A 22,948-nucleotide genomic window follows, 5' to 3' on the forward strand; every position below is an offset into this window, starting at 1 on the left:
CGTCCGCTCAATGACTTGGCGCGAGGAGCATTAAGACAGCATTATGGTTAACGAATCGTTTACTTTCCTTAATACCAGAGAGAAAAACTGAGGGCCAGAAGAGCCTGAAATATTAGAAAACATATATTTTTCAGCTATTTATATTTATTGCCTGAATCAAACTCGAAGTCAGAGCTGATACTTATTTTTAATAGAATGCCCAAACGCAGACGGCCCTGCCCGCGCGCACCCGGGCCATAAATCGGCGAGCCTCAGCATCTTGAAAATCCTCTGGATGCCCAGCGTTCTGGAGCTTTATTGCGCAAAGACAACTTGCGCCGACAGTAAATTGCGCTAAGACCGAAACATCTCTTTAAGATACAGCTAAAATCCGGGTGGGATCTCAATGACAGACGCGATATCAAAGGTATCGTCGACATCCGCTTCTTCAAAATCCGCGCAGGTCAATTCACCAGCACGCGTTTTGACGGCAAGCGTGGTCGGTACGACGATCGAATTCTTCGACTTTTATGTTTATGCCACTGCCGCGGTCCTTGTATTCCCGGCACTGTTTTTTCCGACCAGCGATCCGAATGCAGCTTTGCTTGCATCTTTCGCGACCTTCTCCATCGCTTTTTTTGCTCGTCCCCTTGGGGCAATCGTGTTCGGGCATTTTGGTGACCGTGTCGGCCGTAAGACGACGCTTGTTGCAGCGCTGTTAACCATGGGCATTTCAACGGTTGTGATCGGAATGGTTCCAACCTACTCTTCGATCGGCGTGCTCGCACCACTTCTGCTTGCGCTTTGCCGTTTTGGCCAAGGCTTCGGCCTCGGCGGCGAATGGGGCGGCGCGGTGTTGCTTGCAACCGAAAATGCGCCGGAAGGAAAGCGCAGCTGGTACGGGATGTTCCCGCAGCTCGGTGCGCCTCTCGGGCTCTTTCTGTCGTCAGGCACCTTTTGGATCATTCTGCACACGATGGACCAGGAACAGCTTCTAACCTGGGGCTGGCGCATTCCGTTCCTAGCTTCGATCATCCTCGTAGGTGTCGGGCTTTGGGTGCGTCTGTCGATTACGGAAACGCCGGAATTCAAGAAGGCGATTGAAAAGCACGAGCGTGTCGAAGTGCCGATCGCCGAGCTCTTCCGCAATTACAAGCGCAGCATCGTCCTCGGCACCTTTGTGGCGCTCGCGACATTCGTTCTCTTCTACATCGGAACGGCTTGGCTGCTCGCTTACAACACCAAAACGCTGAAACTGCCTCTTCTCGATGCATTGGCGATCCAGATTGCGGGATCGATTGCATTCGGCATCTTCATCCCCCTTATCGGCAAACTTGCCGAGCGGTTCGGCCGCAGGGAAATGCTGATCCTGACGACTGTCCTGATTGGACTCTTTTCCTTCTCGCTGCCAGTCCTTCTCGGCATGGGCGAAAGCGGCGTTCTGATCTTTATTCTCGTCGCCATGGCGCTGATGGGCATGACCTACGGTCTGATCGGAACCGCACTTGCTGCACCATTCCCGACGCAGGTCCGGTACACAGGTGCGTCGATTACATTCAATCTCGCCGGTATTTTTGGCGCTTCGCTGGCGCCCTATATCGCCACCAGCCTGCAAGCCTCCTATGGGCTGGCCTATGTCGGCTATTATCTGGGTGCAGCTGCGATCATTACGCTGATCTGCATCCTGGCCTCTGGTCGTAATGAAGTATAGCCGATCGAATAAGACCTCGCTGATCAAGCGAGCCTCATAAAAAAGGTCCCGAAGCCTCAGCTTCGGGACCTTTTTTCTTCTGGTGAGAAGAAACCGGTCACCCGACTTCATCTCGCTATTATCTCATTCTGCGGTCACACCCTGGAAGGGCCTCACCTCGCGTCCTGGCATGAAGAGACCGAGGCGCTTGATTTCCCATTCCAGCTTGATGCCGGAGTGTTCGAAAACCTCTCGACGCACCTGCTCGCCCAGATATTCAAGATCATAGCCTGTTGCCTGCCCCATGTTGATCATGAAGTTGCAGTGAAGCGACGACATCTGAGCACCGCCGATCACCAGCCCGCGGCAACCAGCTTCGTCAATCAGTTTCCAGGCCGAATGTCCATCGGGATTCTTAAAGGTTGAGCCGCCAGTTTTTTCGCGGACCGGCTGGACGGTTTCCCGGTGATTGCGCACGGCGTCCATGTCCGCGCGAATCTTTGCCTTGTCTTCCGCGTACCCTTCGAAGACGACCGATGTGAAAATCAGATCGCTCGATGCTGAAGAATGACGGTAGGAGTATCCCATATCTGCATTCGACAAGACATGCTTGTTTCCCTGCCGATCAACAGCATGAACCTCAACGACGCGCTCGCGGGTTTCAACTCCGTTCGCGCCTGCATTCATGCGCGCTGCACCACCAATACCGCCGGGAATGCCATAGTAGAAATGGAAGCCGCCAATTCCATTATCCATCGCCATGGCCGCGACATGCTTGTCCGGGCAGATGGCGCCAGCGTGGATACGGTTTTCGCCCGCCAGTTCCACAAAGCCGAACCCCTTCGCGGAAAGGCGTAGCACTACGCCCGGGATCCCGCCATCACGCACTAGAATATTCGATCCGACGCCGACTACCGTCAGCGGTACATCGTCTGGCAGAAGACGGAGGAAAGCGATGAGGTCATCAACATCATGCGGCTGAAACATGAGTTCGGCCAGACCACCAGCGCGGAACCAAGTCACGCGGTCCATAGGGGCATCGGGCGTCAAGCGCCCGCGTATATCTTTTACTCCGTCGCCCAAAGACGAAAGCAACCTTTCCCCGTTTACCTGTTTCATGCCGCTGATCCTGAAAATTCCCGAAGTTCGTTGGGCAGTGCCGCAGCCCAATAGGTAATGCTGCCTGCGCCCAAGCAAACCACAAAGTCGCCAGGTTTTGCAATCTCAGCCACCATTCCTGGCAAAGCTTCGGGCCCTGCCAAGAAACGTGCATTACGATGTCCAGCTGCCTTGATCCGCGACACGAGTGTCTCGGAGCTTACGCCGTCAATGGGCTCTTCGCCAGCAGCATAGACCGGAGCGATCGCGATGGCATCCGCGCCATTGAAGCAGTTCGCAAACTCGTCGAACAGGCCTGCCAAACGCGAGTAACGATGCGGCTGATGAATGGCGATGACCTTGCCGCTGCACGATTCGCGTGCGGCCCTCAGCACGGCGCGAATTTCCACCGGGTGGTGTCCGTAGTCGTCAAAAACCTGCACGCCGTTCCATTCGCCGGTAAAGGTGAACCGGCGCTTGACGCCGCCAAAGGATGCCAGTCCCTTGGCAATGGCTTCGTTTGAGATGCCAAGGCGGTTTGCAACGGCGATCGCAGCCGTTGCATTCGAAATATTGTGGCGGCCTGGCATCGGCATCACGAGGTTGTCGAGGCGGAAGATTTTACCGGTCCTGCGCCGGCGGATCTCAACGTCGAAGACGGAGCGGCTTCCCTCGATACGGACATTCATGAAGCGCACGTCAGCCTGCGGGTTTTCCCCGTAGGTGACGATCTTGCGGTCTTCGATCCTGCTGACGAGCGCCTGGACTTCAGGATGGTCGAGGCACATTACGCCGAAGCCGTAGAACGGGACATTCTCGACGAATTGACGGAAAGCGGCGCGCACCGCTTCGAAGTTGCCGTAATGATCGAGGTGCTCTGGATCGATGTTGGTGACAACGGCGACATCCGCGGGCAACTTCAGGAAAGTGCCGTCCGACTCGTCGGCCTCGACCACCATCCACTCGCCTTCGCCCATCCGCGCATTCGTGCCATACGCGTTGATGATCCCGCCATTGATAACCGTCGGGTCAAATCCGCCAGCTTCGAGCAGGGCAGCGACCAGCGACGTCGTCGTCGTTTTGCCATGCGTTCCACCAATCGCAATCGCGCTCCTGAAGCGCATCAATTCGGCAAGCATCTCTGCACGACGAACTACGGGCAAAAGCTTCTCGCGCGCCGCGATCAATTCCGGATTGCTCTTCTTGATCGCCGTTGAAACGACGACGACCTCGGCCTCTCCGAGGTTCTCGGCCTTATGGCCGACAAAAACATCAATGCTTTTATCTCGTAGCCTCTGGACGTTCGCGCTATCGGATTGATCGGAACCTTGAACTTTGTAGCCGAGATTATGAAGGACTTCGGCAATACCGCTCATGCCGATGCCACCGATCCCGATAAAATGGACGAGGCCGATTGCCTTTGGCAGTTTCATGAGCGCTTTTCCTTTATGTCATGCACGGTGCGTCCTGCCGCAATAGCTTCGACCATGTCTGCAAGCAAGTCCGCCGCGTTGGGACGCCCTGCGCTTTTTGCAGCGGCAGCCATTTCAGTAAGCCGAGCCGGATCGCTCATCGCTTTGTTTAAGATAGCCGCAATCTTCTCCGCTGACAGTTGCGCCTGAGGGATCACCTTTGCACCGCCGGTCGCAGCCAGTGCGGCCGCGTTCGCGGCTTGATCGTGATCAAGGGCATGAGGGTAAGGTACCAGGATCGCCGGCCGCCCAATAACGGCAATTTCCGAGACGGTGGATGCTCCCGAGCGGCAGATTACAAGATGTGCAGCCGCAAGACGTTCGGCCATATCGGTGAAAAAGGGAGCGGTGTCCGCGTTCAGAGAAAGCCTTGCCACGCAACCGGCCACCATTTCGGTGTCTTCGGCGCGAACCTGCTGCGTGATGCGCAGACGGCTCCTCAAAGACTCATCCAAGAGACTAACAGCCGTGGGGATCGTCTTGGAAAAATACTGCGCTCCCTGACTGCCGCCGAAGACCACCAGATGGAATGGGTCCTGCGGGCCGGAGGGTTGATAGGGAACTTGCGAAGCGGCAATCACGGCTGGCCGGACAGGGTTTCCGGTCGTCAGCGTCTTTGCGGCCAAGGGACCGCCTTGCTCCGGCAAGAAACCGCCAGCAATGGCCTTTACCCGCCCTGCCAGCATTTTATTGGCGCGACCCATCACGGCATTCTGCTCATGGATCATTGTCGGTACATTCAGCTGACTTGCGGCCAGTAGAGGCGGGACCGTCGGATAGCCACCGAAGCCCACGACGACCTTCGGCTTCAATCGGCGAATCAAAGCCTTTGCCTGACGCGTGCCTTTCCAAAGCGCCATCAGCGCCCGCGCAACCGCGATGGGATTTTTTGATCCGATGGTCGCGGAAGCCACGACATGAATCTCGTCGGCCGGAAAACGGCCTGCGTACCGCTCTGCCCGGCTGTCGGTTACCAGATGGACCTGATAGCCACGCTCTTTCAGCTTATGGGCCAGCGCCTCAGCCGGAAACAAATGCCCGCCCGTGCCGCCGGCAGCGAGGAAAACAATACCGCTCCCCATAGCCCTACTCCGCCGGAACGGCGCGTGAAACCCGGAACAGGCTGCGCTCCTGCGCTCGTTTTTCAGGCCGATGACGCGTCAAGGCAAGAATAAAGCCGGCCGTTACGCAGATCGCGATCATGGAAGAACCGCCGTAGGAAATCAAAGGCAGCGTCATACCCTTCGCAGGCAGAAGCTCCAGATTGACGCCGACATTGATGATCGATTGGATCCCGAGCTGCAAAACAAGGCCAGCCACTGCAAAACGGTTGAAGTCATTTTTCTCGCGGTATGCATGCGACAATCCACGCAGCACGAGAATCGAAAACAGTGCGACGAGGGCCATGCAGAAGACGATGCCGAATTCTTCGGCAGCCACCGAGAAAATAAAGTCGGTGTGGGCGTCCGGGATGATACGCTTGACAATGCCCTCCCCTGGACCCTGACCAAACCAATCACCGCGAATGATGGCTTCGCGCGCGGTGTCGATCTGGAACGTATCGCCTTCGCCAGTCAGGAATTTATCTATTCGCCCTGCCACGTGGGGAAAGACATAGTACGCCGTGACGATACCACCCGCACCGCCGAAGCCAAGAAGAATAATCCAAATCCAGGGCATACCGGCCATGAAGAACATGCTGCCCCAGACGGCCGTCGTCAGAATGGTTTGCCCAAGGTCGGGCTGCGCGACCAGGAGGGCCGCCACCATACCAAAGAGGATGATTGCGAAAAGATTGCCAGGTATCTCCGGCTGACGCGCATGCTCGGCGAAAAGCCAGGCACAGACGACGACGAATGCAGGCTTCATGAACTCGGAAGGCTGTACGCCGAAGCTGCCGATCGAGAACCAGCGGCGCGAACCCTTGATCTCGACGCCAAAGAACAAGGCGAGGATCATCATGCCGATGGAAACGATCAGCAAAATGATAGCGGCGCGGCGCACCTGCCTCGGGGTCAGAAACGACAACCCGATCATCACCATGAGCGATGGGAGCATGAACGCCGCGTGGCGCTTCACAAAGTGAAAGGGCTCAAGACCGATACGTTCGGCAACAGCCGGCGAGGCTGCAAAAGACAGCATGAAGCCGATGCCCATCAAGAGAAGAAAGAGCACCAGAAAGAACCGGTCTATCGTCCAGAACCAATCTGCAACTGCCCCGCGTTGTGCACGGCTTACCATCTCGTCAACCTCCTGTTGCCGTCGCGATCAACATGCTCACGCCATCAAGGGCGGCAACATGGGTCACGAAGGCATCGCCTCGGACTTCGAAGTTCTTATACTGATCGAAGCTTGCGCAAGCCGGGGATAACATCACGGCTGAGGGCCCCGTTTCATCTTTGGCAGCATCGGCGGCCGCGTGTTCGACCGCTTTCTCCAATGTTCCCGAAATCTCGTAGGGAACGGTATCGCCAAGCGTTGCAGCAAATTCGGCGGCCGCTTCGCCAATAAGGTAGGCTTTTACAATACGTGGGAAAAAAGCGGAAAGCGAGGTAATTCCTCCGGCCTTGGGCAAACCACCGGCTATCCAGTAGATACGATCGTAGCTGGAGAGAGCCGGCGCCGCAGCGTCCGCATTTGTCGCCTTCGAATCATTGACGAACACAACATGACCGCGACGGCCGACAGGCTGCATGCGATGCTTAAGCCCAGGGAAAGACGACAGTCCTTTCAGGATGTCAGTTTCCGCGACGCCGACCGCAAGGCTAGCCGCCACGGCAGCAGCTGCGTTCTGTGCATTATGGCTGCCGCGCAAAGTCGCAATCCCGTCGAGATCAGCCAAGATGCGCGCGACACCCTGTTCGGCACGTAGCAGCTTCGACCCCTCTGCATAAAGTCCATTGGTGAGCGACTGGCGACAAGAGATCTGAACGACCTTGCCGCCGGCCTGAGCGATTCGTTCAGCTATTCTTTGCGAGTAGCTATCATCGACCCCAACGAAAGCCACCTTACTGCCGGCAACCAGACGCTCTTTGACATCGGCGTAATGTTGCATCGTACCGTGTCTATCGAGATGGTCAGGCGTGAGGTTGAGCAGAATGCCAGCGCTCGGGTCTATCGTGGGTGCGAGATCAATTTGATAGGATGAGCATTCCACCACGTAAAAGCGATCAGCCTGTGGCGGATCGAGCGTGAGAACTGCTGTTCCGATGTTTCCACCAAGCTGCGTGTCGCGACCGCTCGTCTTCAGGATGTGTGCAATCAACGCGGTCGTTGTCGATTTCCCATTGGTGCCGGTAATAGCGATAAAGGGGCTTGTCGGTGCATGAGCCCGCCGCTCGCGCACGAAAAGCTCAACATCTCCGACGATTTCGACACCAGCTTGACGCGCAAGCTCAACCGTCCAATGCGGCTTTGGATGCGTCAAAGGCACACCCGGCGAGAGCACGAAGAGGGCAAGCTTCGACCAGTCGATATTACGTAAATCCGCGGTCGCAATGCCCTCGCCTGTTGCTTTGGCGACACTGTCAGGATTATCGTCCCAGGCGGTCACCAAGGCACCGCCGGCAACAAGGGCACGCGCCGTTGCCAAACCCGACCCGCCAAGCCCGAACAGAGCGACATTTTTGCCAGATAGCGTGGTGACAGGAATCATCGCCGCCTACCGAAGTTTCAGCGTCGAAAGGCCAAGCATCGCAAGGCCGACAGCGATGATCCAAAAGCGGATGACGACTTGGCTCTCAGTCCATCCCTTCTTCTCGAAATGGTGGTGGATCGGAGCCATCAGGAATACGCGCCTGCCGGTCAGCTTGAAAAATCCGACCTGGATAATCACCGATAGCGTTTCCATCACGAAAAGGCCGCCGATGATTGCCATGACAATTTCATGCTTGGTGGCAACGGCGACGGTACCGATCGTTCCGCCAAGTGCCAAGGAACCTGTATCGCCCATAAAAATTGCGGCCGGCGGTGCATTGAACCACAGGAAGCCGAGGCCTGCCCCGATCACCGCACCCAAGACGACGGAAAGCTCTCCTGTGCCAGGAACGAAATTGATCTGCAGGTAGTTTGCAAAGACCGCGTTACCGGCAAGATAAGCAATCACACCAAAAGATGCAGCCGCGATCATGACCGGAACGATAGCGAGGCCGTCAAGGCCGTCCGTCAGATTGACCGCGTTACCCGCCGCGACGATAACGAAGCCGCCGAAGCAGACAAAGAAGATGCCAAGGTTCAAAAGCGCATCTTTGAAGAAGGGAAAGGCAACGGACGAGCCGAAGGTAGAACCGGCCGGACCCGAGGCAAGCGCAGCGCGCATCATGAAATAGACCGCAATTCCCGCGATGATGAATTCTATGCCGAGACGTGCTTTGCCTGAGAATCCTTTGTGGCTCTGTTTCGTCACTTTGAGGTAGTCGTCATAGAAGCCGATGGCGCCAAAGCCGAGTGTCACCAGCAGCGTTGCCACCACATAGATGTTTGAAAGATCGGCCCAAAGCAGGCTCGATCCGACAATCCCGGCCAGGATCATCAGGCCACCCATCGTCGGCGTGCCGGCTTTTTTAAAGTGAGTTTGCGGCCCATCGGCTCGGATCGGCTGACCTTTTCCCTGCCGGATCCGCAGAGAGTTGATGATTGCCGGGCCGAACAGAAAAACGATGAGCGCTGAAGTGAAAAGCGCAGCCCCGGTGCGGAACGTGATATACCTGAACAGGTTGAAAAATTTCACGTGTTCCGACAGTTCGACAAGCCAAATTAGCATTCAGGGCCCCTTGTTTACCCACTCAAAGTCGGGGTTGCGTGTCGGAGAATGCCGGGAACTTGTCAAGGAGGGCAGCAACAATCCTTCCAAAACCTGTACCGAGCGACGACTTGACCATCACAACATCGCCGACTTCAACGGCGTTCAAAACATAAGCGACTAGATCGTCGGTCGCTTCTCGATAAATAACATCGACGCTATCGGGCAGTTCGTCGCGCAGGGCGGCCATGTGAGGCCCGGCAAGCCACACATGCTCGATACCGGCCGCAAGGACGGCGCCGGCTAGATCTGCATGAACGGCATACGCATGATCGCCCATCTCCAGCATATCGCCGAGCACCGCTACACGACGGCCTGACCCTGACGGAACGGCCAGTGCAAGAAGCGCGATCGCTGCGCGCATCGAAGCCGGATTGGCGTTATAGCTCTCGTCAATCAGGGTAAAGCTTCCATGCCCGATCTGGAGCCGATGCCGCTGTCCCCGGCCCTTCTCGGGCTGCAAAGCAGCAAGCGCCGCAATCCCCGCGGAAAGATCTGCACCGAGGAGTTTTACGGTGCCAAGCGCTGCCAATGCATTTTCCGCGATATGACGCCCAGGCGCACCCAATGCGACCTCGATCGTTTCGGCCCCAATCGTCAACCAGAGCGTTGAACTTTCCTGCGAGCCGTTGAACTCGGCAAGACGGAAGTCCGCTTTGGCATGCTGACCAAAAGACAGGATATTCTGAATTCCCACGCTCTGCGCAGCTTCTTCAAGATAGTCGTAATATTCGTTGTCTCGATTGAGAATTGCATGGCCGCCGGGAACCACGCCTTCAAAAATTTCGGCCTTCGCCGCGGCAATTTCCTCCACATTGGCAAAATTGCCGAGATGTGCCGGCGCAATGGTTGTGATGATCGCCACATGCGGACGAATCAATTGTACCAGAGGACGAATCTCGTTCGGGTGGTTCATACCCACTTCAAATATTCCAAAGAGGGTATCGACCGGCATGCGCGCCAATGTCAGCGGAACGCCCCAGTGATTATTGAAGGATGCGACCGAAGCGTGAACCTTGCCCGACGGTGCAAGCACCTTGCGCAGCATTTCCTTGGTGGTCGTCTTGCCCACAGAGCCGGTTACGGCGACGACCTTTGCGCTGCTGCGCTTGCGCGATGCAACGGCAAGACGGCAGAGCGCCGCGAGAACGTCATCCACAACGATCATGGGAACAGTCAACCGGCCAAGCGCTGGCAGTCTGCCCTCGCTGATCACCAGCAGCGCTGCGCCATTTGCCATCGCCATGGACGCATAGTCATGACCATCGACCCGGTCGCCCTTAATCGCGAAGAAAGCTTCGCCGGAGGCGATCGAACGGCTGTCGATCGAAATTCCTGTAATACCCTCCGGCAACTGGCCGATCGGTCGGCCGTTCATGGCCGCAACCATGTCCTTTGTGGTCCAGAGCCAGTTCATCGGTTCAACTCCTCCAGAGCCTTTCGCACCTCTTGGTGATCCGAAAATGGATAAGTGGTCGTTCCGACGGTCTGACCCTCTTCATGGCCTTTGCCGGCGACGATCAAAGTGTCGCCGGTTTTCAACATCGATACGGCGGTGCGGATCGCAGTCGCCCGATCACCTATCTCGCTGGCGCACGAAGCGCCGGTCATGACTTCGGCACGAATGGCGGCGGCCTCCTCGGTACGAGGATTGTCATCGGTCACTACAACGACATCGGCCAGCCTGCACGCGATCTCGCCCATAATCGGCCGCTTGCCACGATCACGATCGCCGCCACAACCAAAAACAACGATCACGCGGCCACTGGTAAAGGGTCTGACCGATGCCAGAACATTTTGCAGCGCATCCGGCTTGTGTGCATAGTCGACATAGGCCAAGGCGCCGTCTTTCGTGCCGCCGACCAGTTCGAGACGTCCAGAGGCACCCCTTAGTTGCTCCAAGGCAGCCATTGTGGTGCTGGCGGAAACACCGGTCGACATGGCAAGACCGGCTGCTACCAGCGCATTGGCAATCTGAAAGTCGCCGGCCAACGGAAGCTCAACTTCAAAAATCGTGCCTTCGCTATGAATTTCTGCAACTTGCTTGTGACGAAAATGCTCGACCCGCTTGAGGCTTAGATAGTCACCCCTACGTCCGACGGTCCGAACCGAATGGCCAGCCTTTTGTGCAACGGTAATCGCCTGCGCAGACCAAACGTCGTCAGCAAAAATAACCGCGGGCGCGCCGGCTGGCAGCAAAGTTTCGAACAGCCGCATCTTGGCGGCCATATAGCTTTCAACCGTCGCATGGTAATCCATGTGGTCGCGGCCAAGATTGGTAAATCCCGCAGCGGAAAGCTTCACCCCGTCGAGGCGATGCTGATCGAGACCATGGCTGGAAGCTTCCATTGAAGCATGCGTTACGCCTTCATCGGCAAGCTCCGCAAGCAGCTTGTGAAGCGAGACGGGATCGGGTGTGGTGAGAGAGCCATAATCGTTACGCGTCGGCGATACGACGCCGGTGGTGCCGATCATCGCGGAAGCATGCCCCGCATAGGACCAGATCTGGCGTGTGAAGGAAGCAACGGACGTCTTTCCCGCCGTCCCGGTCACGGCTGCCATGACGGCTGGTTGCCGTCCATAAAAGCGTGAGGACGCAAGCGACAGAAAGCGGCGTGGTTCATTGACGACAAACACGGGAATATCGGCTTCGACGGGTGCTGCGGCAAAAGCGACGACAGCACCGCGAGATGCCGCATCGGCAACAAACGCTTTACCGTCCGCCTTTACACCCGGCACGGCGATGAAAACCGAACCCGTCACCACTGCGCGGCTATCGGATGTCAGACCCGAAATGTCCACATCGCCAAGTTGCGGCGACAATTGGCTTATCAATTCCGGGAATTCATCTCCAACGATATCCCTCAATTTCATTGCAGCGCACTTTTCTCAATCATGAATAGCCCCCTCGCGAATCGCCGGGCTATTCTTCACGTCAATAAGACACCAGCAAGGCCGGATTTCCCTCGCCGAATTTCGGTTCGACGCCCAAGATCGGAGCAGAGCGGGCGATGATGTTCTTTACCATCGGCGCTGCCGTATAAGCGGCAATATTCTGTCCCTTCTCGCCATTATGCGGTTCGTCGCAGAATGTCAGCACGACATATTTGGGATCTTCGATCGGAAAGGCGGCAAGGAAGGCGTTGAAGTTGAGATTATGCGCGTAACGGCCATTGACGACCTTATCGGCAGTACCGGTCTTTCCGCCAACATGGAAGCCCGGAACGTCTGCATTACGCCCCGAACCTTTGACGCCGTTGACCTTGAAAAGATAACGAACATCGTCGCTTGTCGATTTCTTGACGACCTGCTGCGCTACCTCATCCGCTTCAGGACGGGTGCGTGGCAGGAAGGTCGGTTCGATCAGCTTGCCGCCGTTGACGAGAGCAGCCCCGGCGACTGCGGTCTGCAACGGCGTTGTCGACACGCCGTGACCAAACGAGATGGTAATCGAGTTGATCTTTTTCCAAACCCGCGGCTGCGTGGGCATTTTGACCTCCGGCAGTTCTGTCTTCATCTTCGTCAGAAGACCAAGCTTCGTCAGATAGTCCTTCTGCGCTTCCATCCCGACGATATCGATGATGCGCGCCGTTCCGACGTTGGAAGAGTATTGAAAGATTTCGGGAACGGTTAGCCAGCGGCGCTGACCGTGGAAGTCATGGATGGTAAAGCCGCCGATATGGATGGGCTGCGTCGCATCAAAGCTGTCATTCAACCTGACTTTGCCGGTGTCGAGCGCCATGGCGAGCGAGAAGGTCTTGAAGGTAGATCCCATCTCGAAGGTGCCGTTCGACATACGGTTTAGCCAGCCCTCCTTGGCGCCTTCCATTGGATTATTCGGATCAAAATCCGGCGCGGAGGCCATGGCAATGACTTCGCCAGTATGAATATCGAGAACGACCGCACCGGCGCCCTTGGCTTCGTAGTTCTTGACCGCGTTGACCACGACATCACGCACCACATTCTGCACGCGGATATCGATTGAAAGTTTCACGGGCTCCAGCGGTTGATCGCTGGTCATGCCGACGGAAGCAAGATCGGCAAGACCCTGATCGTCGATGAACTTTTCCATCCCCGAGACGCCGCGATTGTCGATGTTGACATAGCCGAGGATGTGGGCGGCTGTAGGCCCACCAGGGTAGAAACGACGTTTTTCAGGGCGAAAGCCGATACCTGGAATACCCAGCGCCAGAATCTGGCTCTGCTGCTTCGGCGTCAATTGCCTACGTAGCCAGGCAAAATGCGAAGTACGCGTTGCCAATTTCTTATAGGTGCCTCGCGCGTCGAGATCGGGAAGGACGGTGGCTAGCTTTTCAACAGCTTCATCGACGTCCACGATCTTGTTGGGCTCGGCAAAAAGCGAAACCGTGCGAATATCCGTAGCAAGAACCTGACCGTTGCGGTCCAGGATGTCCGGCCTTGAGGCCATCAGGCGATCCGGAGGCAGAATGCTCGAAACGGACTCCGGGTCGCGCATGGCATACTCGACCAGACGACCGCCGATAACGCAATAAACGACGGCAAAGCTAAAGATCAGCAAGCCGACCCGGTTCTTTGCCTGGGCCGCCTTGCGCTTGCGCGTGCCCTCGATGCGTGCGCCCTTCGACGGATCGACAGGCCGCGTGTTCGGGCCGGCGGAAAAATGCGCCTGACTTTTCAAGTCCATGATGCGGGAAAGAAAAGACATTTTATTCGATCGCCCCCGTCGCCATATCGTCATCGTCCTTGGCCGGCTTGGCCGGAGCCTTTGCCTTCTTCGCAGCCTTCGCCTCGACGACCTCCGGTGGCGGCACTTGCGACTTCAGCATTGGCAGCTCGGTGGGGCGCACGAGTGAAGTCGAAGGCGTCGGCTGCAGCTGCAATTCACCATTATAGGTGTTAACCAGACTTTCGAGGCGATTGGGTTGGGACAAAAGCGCCCAGTCAGCCTTCAGCAAATCGATGGTGTCCTTCTCAAGCTTAATTTCTGCTTCAAGCTTGTGGACATCCTCAAGCTTCAGTTCGGCCCTGTGCTTGATCGTGTAAGTCGCCGCCGCAGCGGCCGTCATGACACCAATCAGGATGACGTCGAAGGTTCTCAGCATCGTTTAACCTCCGAGCTTTGTAAGGCTGGCAAGGCTTGGCAGGCCGAAGATAGCGGCATCCTGACGTCCAGCCGGCGCTTGCGTTCGCAGACCTGCGCGAAGCTTCGCGGAACGCGCCCGCGGGTTTACGGCAGCCTCCGCCTCGCTTGCGGCAACCATAGATTTTCCAATTGTTTCGAAGATTGCGGGCGGCACGTCGACCACGGGCAGGTGGCGCGACACCGCAGCGCGACCAGACCGATCCGCAAAGAACGTCTTGACGATACGATCCTCGAGGGAATGGAAGGTAACGACAACCAGTCGCCCGCCTGGCTTCAACGCCCTTTCTGCGGCAAACAGAGCCTGCGCCAGCTCGCCTAGTTCATCATTGACAAAAATGCGCAGCGCTTGAAAAACGCGTGTGGCCGGATGGATCTTGTCTTTGGCCTTGCGCGGCGTAACGCGCTCGATCAGCCCTGCAAGATCCCGCGTTGTTGCAAAGAGCGCCTCTTCGCGCCGCTTCTCGATCGCATGCGCGATTCGGGTGGCCTGCTTTTCCTCGCCAAGGAAATGAAAGATCCGAATAAGGTCTGAAAGCTTCGCACGATTGACAACATCAGCCGCCGAAACGCCTGCACCCGACATACGCATGTCGAGCGGGCCATCCTTCTGAAACGAAAAACCACGCTCCGCTTCATCGATCTGCATCGACGAAACACCGATGTCGAGCACGATCCCGTCCAGCCCGCCGGACGGAGCGTAATCTGCCAGATGCGAAAACTGGGTTTGAACGAGCGTGAGCCGCCCTTTGTAAGCTTCAACGAGAGATTGACCGGCCGCAATGGCGGTTGGATCGCGATCAAGCGCGATCACGTCAGCGCCAGTGTCGAGAATTGCCGTTGTATAGCCACCTGCGCCGAAAGTACCGTCGAGGATGATATCACCGGGAGCGGCACGCAACGCCTGAAGGACTTCATTCAAAAGAACCGGGATGTGACGAACCGATCCGCCACTGGCATCGGCTGAACTTCCGCCAGGATTCGTCACCATTCCGTTCCCTCGTGTTACGTTGAGCGCTTGCCCGCCAGCTTGCGCTCCTCTCTCGCTTGCGTTTGCGCCGCCTGAAACGCCTGCGGCTGCCAAAGCTGAAAATGATCCGAACGACCGACAAAGGTCACCTCGTCGGATATTCCGGTGAAGTCGCGAATAAAATCCGTTACCATCAACCGCCCCTCGGCATCGAGCTTCATGAAGACCCCGCCCCCATGAATGAGGAGCGACATCGCGTTGGCATCGGGCGAAAAAGGGTCCGCCGCGGAAATCTGCCGTTCGAATCGCTCCAGAAGATCCACGCCGCCCACGCTGATGGCTGGAAACACAAAATCCTGAAAGCAATAGAGCTCCTGGATATTGTGCTGAGCCAGCGCAGAGCGAAAAGCCGCCGGCACGGAAACCCTGCCTTTGGAATCGATCCTGTTTGTCGCGTGCGACAGAAAACGGCTCATGACGCGATAAACCCTCACCCTGAACCTTCCGCAAAAACGCACGGAAAAGCCCTGAACAGAACACAGCTTCGCCAGCCGGAACGATGGAAACCGCCCCAGCGTCTTTCAGAGAAAGTAACGCCTTGCTTTGCGATTGATGGGCAGAACTTTGCCCCTGTGCACTGTGCATTTGGGATACCATGGGACCCTATGGGCGTCAATGGGATGTGACTGTTCAAGACACTGTCCTGAACCCCGATATTCATGACCTGTTAAGTTTAACAAAGGGTTAGGATCGCAATTTTTTTCGCGCATGCGAAGGCGAGAGTTGCAACCTGGGTTCACCCATCTCCCACTCTTGCGACAACGAAAAATTATTTAAGAATCATAATCTTAGCTTGATATTGTGAACATCCAACTATATTTCAGGTCGCAAGAGACGGCTTACGAATGCAGCAAAAAAGATGCGTTCGGCGCAAGTGGGGAAACTCAGCCGCGCCACTGTCGCTCGCGCCGGTGAAGGCTCCCCCAAGCTCGGAGCGAAGCGAGCTGCGTAGCTCAACAGTGCGTGTGAAGGTGGCCCGTGCAGCGTCGCCTCAGACGTGTCGATCATGCTAACCGCTCCCAGCGTCTATGCCAGCCTCGCGGCATTGGCGCAAATTAGGTTTCGGGGTTGCCGTCTGGGGGTCTTTGTACCGCCCACATAAAGATCCAAAGACATGGAAGTTGAAAAGCCAGTTGGCCTGTAAGCCGGGTTCTGTATGGCTCCGGCAAGCCGGAACGTGGCAGCCATTCATCTGGGACAGCGTTTACACGCTGCCTCTCGCAACCCACCCGAACGACTGGCCCAGAAACAGGCTGGCCGGAACCCGACCGCGTCGTCCCTATTCGGTTTTGCTCCCGGTGGGGTTTGCCTTGCCGTCTGCGTTGCCGCAGCCGCGGTGGGCTCTTACCCCACCCTTTCACCCTTACCGGCCATGGCCGGCGGTTTGCTTTCTGTGGCACTTTCCCTGAGGTCGCCCTCGCCGGACGTTATCCGGCACCGTGTTTCCGTGGAGCCCGGACTTTCCTCACCTCACCGCCTTTCGGCATTGGTAAAGCGCGGCTGCCCGGCCAACTGGCAGCGCTCCCATAGCGGAGTGCGCACATGATTGCTATGGCAAAATCAAACCTTACTTGAACGAAGGTGTGAAATCATTTCGGTAACCAGCCGTTATGATTCGTCCTTCCTCGATGAGCTCGGCCCCCAGTCGCCCAATCTCATCGGAACTTTTGGCGGACGCTCCGCCGCATCCGACAGTCACGCCGATACGGGAAGAAGCAAAGCCAATCATAGGATACTTGCTGGGCGTGTGAGATAGCGCGCAGGGCATCGATCGAATGGAAGCAGGCTTGAGGCGAGGCACGATCTGCTCGACGACGGACTGAAGATAATCACGCGCGCTTTGCCGGCCGTCGCCATGAAACCAACGGCGAAGATCGAGATCGCTCTGCATCTCAAGATCATTAGGATCACCGCCGATCTTCAAATAGAGCTTGCCATCAGGGTAGCGGATCGGCGGTAAAAGATAGATGTCGATGCCCGGGGCATCCAGGATGAGCGAAGGCATGCTAGCAAAGGCCTCAGCTTGAGCATCGCTGACCTCGAAGAGAACGACGGTTCTTCCATAGACCTTCATGTCGAGCTTACGCGGCAAGAGCTCCTTTGCGATTGAAAAGGCTCCTGCTGTCACAAGAACGCGGTCCGCCGAAAAGCGTTCGCCTCTTGAGGTAGTCACAAGAACTTTGTGGTTCTCCTCGCGAACCGAAACGGCGTAATCGCGGATGACGGTGGCTCCGCTTTGTTCCGCTAAAAACGACTGTGCCTTGACAAGACGGCGTGGACTGATGTGCCCTGCTTTCTTCATTTCGAAGACGCCAGAACAACCATCTGGAAATGCAAAGAAAGGAAACCTCGCTTCAAGACCATCGGCGACAAATTCTTCGGTCGCAACATCGAATTCGCGTGCTATGCGGGCCCAATCATGTGTCTGCCCGGTCGCCTCGGGTGCGACGGCGAGACAGCCGGCCTCCGTGAAGAAGGCAATGTCGCTTTCCTCGGCGATCCCAGCATAACGCGCGATAGAGCGGTTGGCGAGCATAGCCCAGTCGTGATCGCGGTCGATCGTTCTTGTAATTCGGCCTTCGTCATAGTGACTGCCGAAGACGCCTTGGTGCGAAACCCGGTCTTCAGGCTCGTCTGGGCCAATGACCGCAACGCCATCGCTCGATCGGGCTAGATATTTCGCCGCTGCCGCCCCCATCATTCCGCGTCCGACAACAATGGTTTTGAAATGGGAAAACATCACGGCGTACCTGAAGCGAGAATCGAGTTTACAATTTCGACGCTAAAAGGATTCCAGGTCAAGTCGTTAGACGCATCGGCTAAAGCATCGCCTTCGCTCAAGGCTTCAGGTCGCCTCGCTCCGATAAGCAGGCAGTGACGTCAATAGCCGATGCAGCGTATCGATAGTCGAAAAATCAGCGACACCATCGACACGCTGGGGCCGGAAATGGCGCTGAAAAGCGGCAACCTCACCGGCCATCTTGTCAGAAAAAACCCCATCAACATCAGTTGGGTAGCCGTAGAGTGCCAGCATAGACTGAAGCGCCTTTATGGGCTGCCCCTGATCGCCCCGCTGGAAAAAGCGGCCGCCCATGATTGGCGTCGGCTCCACCCAGTGGCCGACACCGGCAGCGTGCAGTTCACCCCAAGGAAACTTTTCGCCAGGATCGACTTTCCGTACGGGCGCAATGTCGGAATGGCCAAGCACGCGCTCGGTCGGAATGTTCCAGCGCCGGATGCAGTCAAGGCAAAGCGCGATGACAGCCTCTATCTGCACTTTCGGGTAATCGGGAAGACCTCCTGGATGACCGGCATTGGCGATCTCGATCCCGATGGATTGGGAATTGATATCGGCTCGGCCCCTCCATGAACCTGCTCCGGCATGCCAAGCGCGATCCTTTTCCTGAACCAGTTGGAGGATCGATCCATCCAAATGCACGAAATAATGGCTCGAAACCTGGCTCTCTTTGCTGCACAGCCAATCCAAAGCAGATTCCGGAGTCGACATACCGGTGTAATGAAGCAGCAGCATATCTGGCCCTTCCAAGCCGACACGCTCTCCGTAATTAGGGGAAGGCTGGACGACGGCGCCTGAAAAATCCGCCGGAAACGACATCATGCTGCGCGGCGTTCCTTCTCGATCGCCTCATAAGCAGCGTTCAGAGCTGCCATGCGCTCATTCGCAATCGCATGAAATTCCTCGGGCACACCGCGCGAAACCAACCGATCGGGATGGTTTTCACCAACCAGGACCAGATAACGGCGGCGAATGCTAGTGAAATCGTCTGATGGCGAGACCCCGAGGATGCGATACGGATCACGGCCGACGGCAACATGTCGGGCAACGATTCGATCGAAGTGTTCCTCACTCATCTCGAAGATGATGGCGATATGGCGCAGGAACTCCATCTCCTTTTCATGAATGATTCCATCGGCTTTCGCGATGTGGAACAGCCCATCAAGGACGTTTTCAAGGACAGGACAATCCGGCTCGCAACTTGAGCAGAGCGAGGCCAGTCGTGCGGCATAAACGTCATAGCCAGCAACATCCTGTCGCGCCAGATTGTAAAGGCGCGCCACGTTCTTTGCCTGGTCGGGCGGAAACTCGAAGATGTCGCGGAAAGCCTGCACTTCCTTTTCGCTGACGATCCCGTCGGCTTTTGCCATCTTGGCGGACAAAGCGATAATGGCCACGGAGAAGGCGACTTTTCGGCGCGTCTCGGGATCGCCCTCGAAAAGCGTACGAATGGCATCCACGATGGTCGAGAGCATGCTGCTCGCCGTCGTATTGATGGCATTCATAAGCTTTTCCCAGAAAGACATTTGGTCCTCACGCATCGCCCAATAAACCTACCTTCATCAAAGATTCTTGTCATTGGCAAGGCGCCCCTGTCTTACTTCTTTCAGAAAGTCACCTTGCTCCGCAGCTGTCGCTCGACCTGGACGAGTTTTAATACGCGCGGGACCGACGGCTGGATTATCCACAAAGCAGAGAGAACGGGTATCGCGCGCTTTAAACGATTATATCGCCCAATGCCCACCAAACAGGCTTGTTCCAGAGGCAAATGCTCGTTTTTCTTCAATTTTTCACTTTACAGCGCGTTTTGACTGCCGCAACCATGAGCAAAATTGAGCGTCAATTGATCATCAGGAGAAGCGACTATGGCCAGACAAAAAGTAGCGATGCTGACGGCAGGAGGTCTCGCCCCTTGTTTGTCGTCCGCTGTTGGTGGCTTGATAGAGCGCTACAGCGATATTGCGCCCGAAATTGATCTCATCGCCTATCGATCTGGCTATCAGGGTGTCTTGCTGGGCGACAGCGTCGAGATCACCCCTCAAATGCGTGAAAAGGCGCCACTTCTTCATCGCTATGGCGGATCGCCAATCGGCAACAGCCGGGTAAAGCTGACCAACGCGGCCGATTGCGTAAAACGCGGACTAGTAAAAGAAGGCGTCAACCCGCTGCGAGCCGCTGCAGACCGGCTTGCTGCCGATGGCGTGACCATTCTCCACACCATTGGCGGCGATGACACAAACACGACGGCGGCTGATCTTGCCGCTTATCTTTCAGCCAACGGATACGAACTTACTGTCGTCGGACTTCCGAAGACGGTCGACAATGATGTCGTTCCGATTCGTCAGTCGCTCGGCGCTTGGACGGCCGCGGAAGTCGGTGCTCACTTCTTCGATAATGTGGCCAATGAGCAGACGGCGGCGCCGCGCACCCTTATTATCCATGAGGTCATGGGCCGCCATTGCGGTTGGCTGACCGCCGCTACCGCGAAGGCCTATATCGAGCGGACAAGATCATATGCCTATGTCGACGGACTGATGATGAATGCCCATACGAAATCGATCGACGCGATCTATTTGCCGGAACTGGCGTTCGACCTTGAGGCTGAGGCGGCTCGCCTCAAGGCGCTGATGGATAAAAACGGTTCGGCGACCGTCTTCGTCTCGGAAGGCGCATGCCTGGACGCGATCGTTGCGGAGCGCGAAGCTGCAGGTGAAACGATCAAGCGCGATGCCTTCGGCCACGTAAAGATCGACACGATCAATGTGGGCGGCTGGTTTCAAAAGCAGTTTGCCAACTTGATCGACGCGGAGCGCTCTCTCGTCCAAAAGTCGGGCTACTTCGCGCGCTCGGCCCCGGCCAACGTCGACGACCTCCGCTTGATTCACAGCATGGTCGACCTTGCGGTCGAAAGCGCGCTCAATCAAGTTTCCGGGGTCACCGGTCACGATGAAGCCCAGGGCGGAAAATTGAGAACGATCGAGTTTCCACGGATCAAGGGCGGCAAGGCTTTTGATGTCGCCACGCCATGGTTCGGCGAAATCATGGGTTCGATTGGCCAAGATTACATCAAAGCGTAATTGACGTCTGGGCGAGATAATGTCTTCCTTCCTTGATTATACGTGAGGAGGAGATTCCATGTCGCTTGAAGCCTGGCTTGCTTTTGCCGCGGCGTCGGCTGTCATGCTGGCCATACCGGGACCAACAATCCTGCTGGTGGTATCGTATGCGCTCGGCCACGGCAGGAAAACCGCTCTTGCGACGGTCACTGGGGTCACGCTGGGCGATTTCACGGCAATGACTGCCTCGCTTCTTGGTCTCGGCGCGCTTCTTGCGAGTTCCGCCGAGATCTTCACTGCACTCCGGTGGATCGGCGGAATTTATCTCATCTGGCTGGGCATCAGGCTGTGGAGAGCGCCTTTACTGAACGCACGCGTTGCCGATAACGACAATCTCCCTCAGGAAAAATCTGTCAGAATATTTCTGCACGCCTATATCGTGACGGCGCTCAATCCCAAAAGCATCATATTTTTTGTGGCCTTCGTGCCTCAATTCCTCAGTCCAATCAATCCCTTAGCGCCGCAGATGGTTGTTATGGAAGCGACCTTCCTTCTATTGGCAGCCCTCAATGCTACTGTTTATGCGATCATGGCCAATCGCGCCCGTAAATTGATCAAACGGGCGAGCGTTCAACGCGCCGTCAACCGCACGGGCGGGACACTGTTAATTGCCGCAGGCGCTGTTACCGCGGGCTATCGCAGAATAGCTGCGTGAGCTCCAGCATACCGGGAATTTTGGACAAACATTAAACTTTTGTTATCAATTCTCACGCTGCATGCGAGTTTCGTAACCTTGCGTGATTGCCTAGAAGCTACGAATAGGTTAATTGGCGAGACGTGCGTAAGGTTCTTGGTAACTTTTACGTGACGCTTTGACGACGGCGCTTATCACGAAAGTGAGAGAATGGCAGAGATCAGGTTTTCAGCTTTCGGGCGCGGTATGTTGATGTCTTCGGCGATTTGCGCCTTCGCAGCCGGTTGCTCCAGTGTTCAATATACCTCTCAAGCCGAACTGAGCGCTGTGCAAACCGTCGTTCCGACGCCAAGGCCGACAGAAGACGAGAGATTTGCCGCCGTTCCGACTGCCAACCCTGCGCAGGCGACCGCATTCGCCGCGACAAATTCCGAAAATGCAGCGATAGCAGCGGCGACGATGCCGGCGGTCGTTTCTTCGAAAAACGGAACCTTGCAGCCTGCGGCTTACGCCGAAATTCCATTGACACCAGAGATGAGTGCGATCCAGTCAGTCGTTCCGACACCGAGGCCTAGCACACCTGCTTCTCCCTCCACTCAGCTCGCCTTCGCAGGCAGCCCCGCAGCATCATTCCCCGGTATGAATACCTCGTCGCGCTCAATGACGGATTTTGGCTTCGATACAACAGGGCCGATGGACCCGCCGGCTGCACCGCCGATGTTCAGCGATAGCGACGATGATGGCGCTCCCACGGTCGAGAAGAGCGCTATCGTCAAGATCATCGAGAAGTATTCAAGACTGTATGAGGTCCCGGCAACACTGTTGCATCGGGTTGTTCATCGCGAAAGCCGATATAACCCACGTGCCTATAACAAGCGCGGTTACTTCGGGTTGATGCAGATCAAGTATAATACGGCAAAGTCGATGGGTTACGACGGCAGCCCGTCGGGCCTTTTCGATCCGGAAACCAATATCAAATTTGCAGCCAAATATCTGCGCGGCGCGTGGTTGGTTTCCAACAGCAAGGAAGACGATGCCGTTCGCCTTTATGCGCGGGGCTACTACTACGAAGCCAAGCGCAAGGGCATGACGGACACCATCCAAAACTGATTGGAAGATTGGGGCGCGTAACTCAGGTATCCATGCGCGACACTTAAAGTCGGCCGCAAAGTTTTACGCTCAAGTAGCTCTGAAATCGAAGACTCTGCG

General features: G+C 56.4%; 19 protein-coding genes and 1 other RNA gene. 4 read left to right on the top strand and 16 right to left on the bottom strand.

Annotation, left to right across the window (positions count from 1 at the left end):
- The first annotated feature begins 385 nt into the window (after positions 1-385).
- Positions 386-1,690 carry an MFS transporter gene (locus VQ830_RS05100; protein ID WP_337266983.1) on the top strand — a complete coding sequence of 435 codons (1,305 nt, stop codon included), beginning with the start codon at positions 386-388 and terminating at the stop codon, positions 1,688-1,690.
- A 123-nt stretch (positions 1,691-1,813) separates the two neighbouring features.
- On the opposite strand, the gene murB is transcribed toward VQ830_RS05100, so the two are convergent.
- The 16 genes from murB to VQ830_RS05180 form a co-directional block, all read right to left on the bottom strand.
- Positions 1,814-2,788, bottom strand: a complete 975-nt coding sequence (murB, locus tag VQ830_RS05105) for a UDP-N-acetylmuramate dehydrogenase (protein WP_337266984.1) — start codon at positions 2,786-2,788, stop codon at positions 1,814-1,816.
- Positions 2,785-4,200, bottom strand: a complete 1,416-nt coding sequence (gene murC / locus VQ830_RS05110; RefSeq protein ID WP_337266985.1) for a UDP-N-acetylmuramate--L-alanine ligase — start codon at positions 4,198-4,200, stop codon at positions 2,785-2,787. Before murC ends, murB begins: the two co-directional genes overlap by 4 nt.
- Entirely contained in the window at positions 4,197-5,321 is a 1,125-nt protein-coding gene (gene murG / locus VQ830_RS05115; protein WP_337266986.1) for an undecaprenyldiphospho-muramoylpentapeptide beta-N-acetylglucosaminyltransferase, read from the bottom strand. Before murG ends, murC begins: the two co-directional genes overlap by 4 nt.
- 4 nt (positions 5,322-5,325) lie before the next feature.
- Complete coding sequence (gene ftsW, locus VQ830_RS05120) at positions 5,326-6,480, bottom strand: putative lipid II flippase FtsW (RefSeq protein WP_337266987.1); 1,155 nt, start codon at positions 6,478-6,480, stop codon at positions 5,326-5,328.
- Between the two features lie 4 nt (positions 6,481-6,484).
- The gene (gene murD, locus VQ830_RS05125; protein WP_337266988.1) at positions 6,485-7,894 is read right to left on the bottom strand and encodes a UDP-N-acetylmuramoyl-L-alanine--D-glutamate ligase; all 1,410 of its coding nucleotides are present in this window, start codon (positions 7,892-7,894) and stop codon (positions 6,485-6,487) included.
- 6 nt (positions 7,895-7,900) lie between these two features.
- On the bottom strand, positions 7,901-9,001 hold the full coding sequence (gene mraY, locus VQ830_RS05130) for a phospho-N-acetylmuramoyl-pentapeptide-transferase (RefSeq protein WP_337266989.1): 1,101 nt from the start codon (positions 8,999-9,001) through the stop codon (positions 7,901-7,903).
- 22 nt (positions 9,002-9,023) lie between these two features.
- Positions 9,024-10,457 carry a UDP-N-acetylmuramoylalanyl-D-glutamyl-2,6-diaminopimelate--D-alanyl-D-alanine ligase gene (locus VQ830_RS05135; RefSeq protein ID WP_337266990.1) on the bottom strand — a complete coding sequence of 478 codons (1,434 nt, stop codon included), beginning with the start codon at positions 10,455-10,457 and terminating at the stop codon, positions 9,024-9,026.
- Positions 10,454-11,914 (bottom strand): UDP-N-acetylmuramoyl-L-alanyl-D-glutamate--2,6-diaminopimelate ligase, encoded by a 1,461-nt coding sequence (locus tag VQ830_RS05140; RefSeq protein ID WP_337266991.1) that lies wholly within the window; start codon positions 11,912-11,914, stop codon positions 10,454-10,456. Before VQ830_RS05140 ends, VQ830_RS05135 begins: the two co-directional genes overlap by 4 nt.
- A 61-nt stretch (positions 11,915-11,975) precedes the next feature.
- Positions 11,976-13,727 carry a peptidoglycan D,D-transpeptidase FtsI family protein gene (locus tag VQ830_RS05145; RefSeq protein WP_337266992.1) on the bottom strand — a complete coding sequence of 584 codons (1,752 nt, stop codon included), beginning with the start codon at positions 13,725-13,727 and terminating at the stop codon, positions 11,976-11,978.
- A 1-nt stretch (position 13,728) separates the two neighbouring features.
- Positions 13,729-14,124, bottom strand: a complete 396-nt coding sequence (gene ftsL / locus VQ830_RS05150; protein WP_337266993.1) for a cell division protein FtsL — start codon at positions 14,122-14,124, stop codon at positions 13,729-13,731.
- Between the two features lie 3 nt (positions 14,125-14,127).
- Positions 14,128-15,153, bottom strand: a complete 1,026-nt coding sequence (rsmH, locus tag VQ830_RS05155; RefSeq protein ID WP_337266994.1) for a 16S rRNA (cytosine(1402)-N(4))-methyltransferase RsmH — start codon at positions 15,151-15,153, stop codon at positions 14,128-14,130.
- Between the two features lie 14 nt (positions 15,154-15,167).
- Entirely contained in the window at positions 15,168-15,608 is a 441-nt protein-coding gene (gene mraZ, locus VQ830_RS05160) for a division/cell wall cluster transcriptional repressor MraZ (protein ID WP_337266995.1), read from the bottom strand.
- A 709-nt stretch (positions 15,609-16,317) separates the two neighbouring features.
- Positions 16,318-16,708: RNase P RNA component class A (gene rnpB, locus VQ830_RS05165), an RNA gene on the bottom strand.
- A gap of 51 nt (positions 16,709-16,759) precedes the next feature.
- The gene (locus VQ830_RS05170) at positions 16,760-17,932 is read right to left on the bottom strand and encodes an NAD(P)/FAD-dependent oxidoreductase (RefSeq protein WP_337266996.1); all 1,173 of its coding nucleotides are present in this window, start codon (positions 17,930-17,932) and stop codon (positions 16,760-16,762) included.
- A 105-nt stretch (positions 17,933-18,037) separates the two neighbouring features.
- A complete protein-coding gene (locus VQ830_RS05175) occupies positions 18,038-18,811 on the bottom strand; it encodes an N-acetylmuramoyl-L-alanine amidase (RefSeq protein WP_337266997.1) in 774 nt (257 codons plus the stop codon).
- Complete coding sequence (locus tag VQ830_RS05180; protein WP_337266998.1) at positions 18,808-19,515, bottom strand: TerB family tellurite resistance protein; 708 nt, start codon at positions 19,513-19,515, stop codon at positions 18,808-18,810. Before VQ830_RS05180 ends, VQ830_RS05175 begins: the two co-directional genes overlap by 4 nt.
- A gap of 339 nt (positions 19,516-19,854) precedes the next feature.
- Between VQ830_RS05180 and VQ830_RS05185 the strand changes: the two genes are divergently transcribed.
- The 3 genes from VQ830_RS05185 to VQ830_RS05195 all read left to right on the top strand — a co-directional run bounded on the left by VQ830_RS05185 (position 19,855) and on the right by VQ830_RS05195 (position 22,849).
- Entirely contained in the window at positions 19,855-21,066 is a 1,212-nt protein-coding gene (locus VQ830_RS05185) for a pyrophosphate--fructose-6-phosphate 1-phosphotransferase (protein ID WP_337266999.1), read from the top strand.
- A 58-nt stretch (positions 21,067-21,124) separates the two neighbouring features.
- On the top strand, positions 21,125-21,760 hold the full coding sequence (locus VQ830_RS05190; RefSeq protein WP_337267000.1) for a LysE family translocator: 636 nt from the start codon (positions 21,125-21,127) through the stop codon (positions 21,758-21,760).
- Positions 21,761-21,949: 189 nt separating this feature from the next.
- The gene (locus VQ830_RS05195; protein ID WP_337267001.1) at positions 21,950-22,849 is read left to right on the top strand and encodes a transglycosylase SLT domain-containing protein; all 900 of its coding nucleotides are present in this window, start codon (positions 21,950-21,952) and stop codon (positions 22,847-22,849) included.
- Positions 22,850-22,948: the final 99 nt, after the last annotated feature.

Origin of the sequence: Oryzifoliimicrobium ureilyticum (assembly GCF_037199735.1) — a bacterium.
GTDB lineage: Bacteria > Pseudomonadota > Alphaproteobacteria > Rhizobiales > Rhizobiaceae > Rhizobium > Rhizobium ureilyticus.